Source organism: Sporosarcina sp. SAFN-010 (assembly GCF_059415065.1).
Map to the genome: position 1 here is coordinate 1 of NZ_JBPFDS010000035.1, position 4,390 is coordinate 4,390.

A 4,390-nucleotide genomic window follows, 5' to 3' on the forward strand; every position below is an offset into this window, starting at 1 on the left:
AGAGGGCAGCCGTTCGCTGTCCTCTTTCTTTTTGTGCCGGGGGGATGTATGGCGTTTGTCAATGTCTTGGAGCAGTAGCGGAGCGAGGGTGCTTTTTCCCGAGTGAGCATAAGGAGCGGAAAGGCGTTGACAAACTGACTGTACCCGAACCCTCTTGGCTTTTCCAAATGCACATTTGGAAACTGCCTACCGGCGAGGGAGCCCCCGAAAGAGTCGGGGGTTGGGGGCGTGATTATTGGGGGTCGAGGGGAAATTTTTCCCTCGTGGGTTTGGGCAAAGCCCAAGGTCTTTTCTTTTGATCTTGATCTTGGGGAAGCTGTCACGCTAGAGTGACAGCCCCTTGTTTTTACCCTCGGAGAGCCTTTTCATTGTGCACATGGAGCGTAGCATAATGTCACAATACAGAAAAGGTTACTTTGGCAAAGTAACAAACTGTCTGGTACACTCGTAGCAAGTGAGGTGATTCGTCATGAGCATGTCTGTCTCTCTCAAAAAGGCGACCAATAAAACCAACATCAAACACAACAATCGGACCATGAGTGAAAAGGATAAAGAACGCAATTCGCATATTAACGAATCTTATTCGCATGAAAATGTGTATCTCGTTCAGAAGGATTTGAAAGAACTGTATCAAGAAGAATTTGGGGAAGCATTGGAAAATTATAATGCCAAACAAAAACGCAACGATCGCAAAATTGATAATTATTATGAGCACATTCAAGCCAGTAAAAAAACTTCACTTCAGCAAGAAATGATTATTCAAGTTGGAGATTTAGATGATTTTCCTATGCGGAAGGATTATGAAAAAGGGAATGAAATTTTATTAGAGTGGTTCCAAGAATTTGAGAAGCGAAATCCAAATTTGAAAGTTTATAATGCGGTCATTCACAATGACGAAGCCAGCCCTCATATGCATTTGAATTTTGTTCCTGTTGCGAGTGGATATAAACGAGGACTTGAAAAACAAGTGTCGTTTGATCGTGCCATTATTCAACAAGATTCCACGTTGGATAAAACTCGCCCGTTTGATGATTGGCGAGAAAAAGAAGTTCAGTTGCTAGAAGAAAAATTATTGGATCGTGGAATTGAGCGGAAATTAGTTGGCACAAATCAATATAAAGATGTGAATGAGTACAAGGAAAAACAGGATTTATTAAACGAAATTGCCGTTTTAGAAGGAAAAGTCAGTGAAAAGAAAAGTGAGTTTTTAGCAATTAGCAAAAATGTTCCTGATAAAAATTTGGTTCTTAAACCGAAGCGAAAAGAAATTAAGACCGAAGTCATTCCTAAAATGTTTGGGAAACCAGAAATCCATAAAAAAGAAACAGGGAATTATGTTTTTACTCCTAAGCAGATGGAACAGCTTGAGAATATCGTGACAGCTGCGGTTGCTGTGAAAAAAGATTATCAGCGGTTGCAAAGTATGGATCCTGTCATAGAAAATGAAAAGCTACTTGAGGAAATTTACCAAAAAACACGAGAAAACGGCAAGTTGAAAAATGAAAACAAGGAGCTCCGTTCAGAAAACAGAGATTTAAAAGACCTCATAGGCGATTTAAGGCATGAAGTCGGTTTATTGTATCAAAGTGCCAAGGATTTCATAAGAGGGCGTACAGAGACCGTGAGAGCCTTTAAAAACGATTTTAAGGACTTAGTAGCCAAAGTGAAGGAGAGAAACCCTGGAAGCGAATTTGAGCGCTTATATAAGCGTGAAAAAAGACAGGAGCGGGATAAGGGTTTGGGAAGATAAAAAAGGCGCCCTTTTGGGTGCCTTTTTTATCTTTGTTTTTAGTGGTTTGAGCGAAGCGAAAAACATGCTCTTTCTTATCTTGATATAAGGGTAACATCTTCGATTTGCCCTGAACGGTCTTGAGCCCTTGATACATAAGGCTTGAACGCAAAAAAACTTGCAAATTCTTCCCTAGTGTTCTATGATTTTAGTAACCACACTAAAAATCAAATAGAAAAGGGGATGAATGCAAGTTTTTGAGTGCCATGATTGGCGTTTATTAACTTAAGTTATATGACTCAATATAAAACAAAATCCAAAAAGAATCAAGATATTATGGAGAAATCCACGAATAAAAAACGTAGAAATGGTGTATTGGCTTACTTTATGGAAAAGCTAGTTTCTGAGAATGTGGTTACAGAAAACACTTTACGACTTATAAAGGAGTGCAATACGTTCATGATGATGGTTGCAGATAAAAGCTTAGAAAAGAAAAAACAGCATAAAGGCAATACGTGTAAAAATCGTTTCTGTCCCATCTGTGCATGGAAGAAATCTCGAAAAGATGCGTTGGCGTTATCTGTGATGATGGCTTATTTAAAGCAAGAGGAAAAGAAAGAATTTATCTTCGTTACATTAACAGCACCAAACGTGCCAGCTGATGAACTGGAAAGCGAGATTAAAGACTATAATCACTCGTTTAAAAAGTTGATGGAACGTAAGGAAGTTAAGAAGATTACAAAGGGCTATGTTAGAAAACTAGAAGTCACATATAACGAAGATCGTGATGATTACCACCCACATTTTCATGTGTTGATTGCAGTTAATAAAAGTTATTTTACTGATAAAGATTATTATATTTCTCGTGATCGGTGGCTTGAGCTGTGGCAAGAGGTCACGAAAAACCCACTCATTACACAAGTTGACGTGAGGAAAGTTCGCAACGGTCGAGATGATAAAGTTTACGAGATTGCTAAGTACTCTGCAAAAGACAGCGACTATTTAATTAATCAAGAAGTTTTTGAGGTGTTTTATAAAGCCTTGAAAGGTAAACGATTAATCGTGTTCTCTGGGCTATTTAAAGACGCTATGACCAAATTTAAAAACGGTGAACTTGACGGCTATAAAGAAAAAGATGTGACGAAATATGTCTATGCCATCATGTATAACTGGGGTGGTAAAAAGTACATCGAATTAGAGAAACGGTATTTGACAGATGACGAGCTGGAAGAGATCAATGGGAAATTGATTGATGAAAAAGAGGTAGATTAAGATACAATAGATTTTAACAAACGGGCCATTTTGTAGGGGAATAAAGAATGTGTGGAGGTTGTTTATTATTAATATCAGTCAAGATAGATACTTTTTAGAGTTGGCTCTTGATGAAGCAGAAAAGGCATTGAATGAAAATACCTATCCAGTTGGGGCTATTATAGTTGATGAAAATGGAAATATAGTTGCAAAAGGACGCAATAAGGTACATCCCAAACAAGACGCAACTGCTCACGCCGAAATTGATGCTATTCGTAATGCTGGGGAATCAATATTTAATGCTAAAATTAATGGTGAAAAGTTTACAATATACTCTTCATTGGAACCTTGTCCAATGTGTACTGGTGGAATTCTGTTTGCCAAAATAAAAAAGGTTGTTTGGTTACTAAATGACGATGTAGGTTTTGGTGGTTACAAAAAAATCAAAGATGCAAAAGTCTTTGATAGGAAGTTCCGTGACATTGAAGCTATTGAAGAACCTTATGACGATTTAAAGAAAAGACAAATGGAATTAATGAGTAAATGGTCAGCAAATCCTAATAATGTTACTAACTTACGGAAGGCTGTCGTGCCAGAATAGGGGGCGTTTGTTGATTAAAGAAAAGTAAAAAAAGAGCAGACATAGCTGCTCTTTTTGATGAATAATTAATATATTTGTTTGACACCTTCGCAAGCTTTGAGTGCTTTGAACAATTCATAAGAAAACCCAATTATGTTAGCTTTAGCGCCTGCTTTAAGCAATTGCTTTGCTGCTTTTTTGGTATTAGACCAACTAGGATTGTCCAATAGAGCTAGAATTACAGTTTTTGAGAAAGTATCTGCATATGAACTTCCTATGTGATTCACTATACACTGTGCTTGTGCGTCATGTGTTGCGGCTAATTCTTCTGTTGTTCCACTTTGAGATCGTTGTGATCTTAGGTATCTTATTGCATAGTCGTTTACTTCTTGTTCTATTTCTTCTTCTGTTTTTCCATCCCATGTTTCCATAACTACACATCCTTTTGGTAAGATTATAGTTCCTTCTATGTTTAGACTATTTTGGAAATAATAAACTAAAGATTCAAAAGGAGACTTTGCAATGGGTAAAGATTATAAAAGATTAAAGACTGAGGAAATAGAAAATAATAGATGGAGAGTATGGATATATAGAGCTTTACTGTTACTTATGTTATTTGTGTATGTGAAATATAAAGTTATAGAGCGTATTGGTTTCATACCAGGAATTTTATTAATAATAGTCTTAGTAATTGTTATTAGTAATCTTCTTACACTAATATTTAAAATAATTTTGAAAGAAAAGAAATGAGAAAGAGGGCAGCCGTTCGCTGTCCTCTTTCTTTTTGTGCCGGGGGGATGTATGGCGTTTGTCAATGTCTTGGAGCAGTA

At 37.1% G+C, this 4,390-nt stretch carries 5 protein-coding genes; 4 read left to right on the forward strand and 1 reads right to left on the reverse strand.

Annotated elements, in window-relative coordinates; all coding sequences use genetic code 11:
• Positions 1 to 469: 469 nt before the first annotated feature.
• From ACR65F_RS18040 to ACR65F_RS18050, 3 genes are all read left to right on the forward strand, one after another.
• Entirely contained in the window at positions 470 to 1,750 is a 1,281-nt protein-coding gene (locus ACR65F_RS18040) for a plasmid recombination protein (RefSeq protein WP_440505340.1), read from the forward strand.
• A gap of 315 nt (positions 1,751 to 2,065) precedes the next feature.
• Entirely contained in the window at positions 2,066 to 3,001 is a 936-nt protein-coding gene (locus ACR65F_RS18045) for a protein rep (protein ID WP_440505343.1), read from the forward strand.
• 67 nt (positions 3,002 to 3,068) lie between these two features.
• Positions 3,069 to 3,581 carry a nucleoside deaminase gene (locus ACR65F_RS18050; RefSeq protein WP_440505344.1) on the forward strand — a complete coding sequence of 171 codons (513 nt, stop codon included), beginning with the start codon at positions 3,069 to 3,071 and terminating at the stop codon, positions 3,579 to 3,581.
• Between the two features lie 65 nt (positions 3,582 to 3,646).
• Here ACR65F_RS18050 and ACR65F_RS18055 read toward each other — a convergent pair whose 3' ends face one another.
• Positions 3,647 to 3,991, reverse strand: coding sequence for a hypothetical protein (locus ACR65F_RS18055; protein WP_440505341.1), 345 nt, complete (start codon positions 3,989 to 3,991; stop codon positions 3,647 to 3,649).
• 91 nt (positions 3,992 to 4,082) lie between these two features.
• Between ACR65F_RS18055 and ACR65F_RS18060 the strand changes: the two genes are divergently transcribed.
• On the forward strand, positions 4,083 to 4,310 hold the full coding sequence (locus tag ACR65F_RS18060; RefSeq protein WP_440505342.1) for a hypothetical protein: 228 nt from the start codon (positions 4,083 to 4,085) through the stop codon (positions 4,308 to 4,310).
• Positions 4,311 to 4,390: the final 80 nt, after the last annotated feature.

Excerpts from the sequence above, each read along its gene's own strand:
- ACR65F_RS18040 (WP_440505340.1), top strand. The coding sequence starts at position 470 with ATGAGCATGTCTGTCTCTCTCAAAAAGGCGACCAATAAAACCAACATC.
- ACR65F_RS18045 (WP_440505343.1), top strand. The coding sequence starts at position 2,066 with ATGGAGAAATCCACGAATAAAAAACGTAGAAATGGTGTATTGGCTTAC.
- ACR65F_RS18055 (WP_440505341.1), bottom strand. The coding sequence starts at position 3,991 with ATGGAAACATGGGATGGAAAAACAGAAGAAGAAATAGAACAAGAAGTA.
- ACR65F_RS18060 (WP_440505342.1), top strand. The coding sequence starts at position 4,083 with ATGGGTAAAGATTATAAAAGATTAAAGACTGAGGAAATAGAAAATAAT.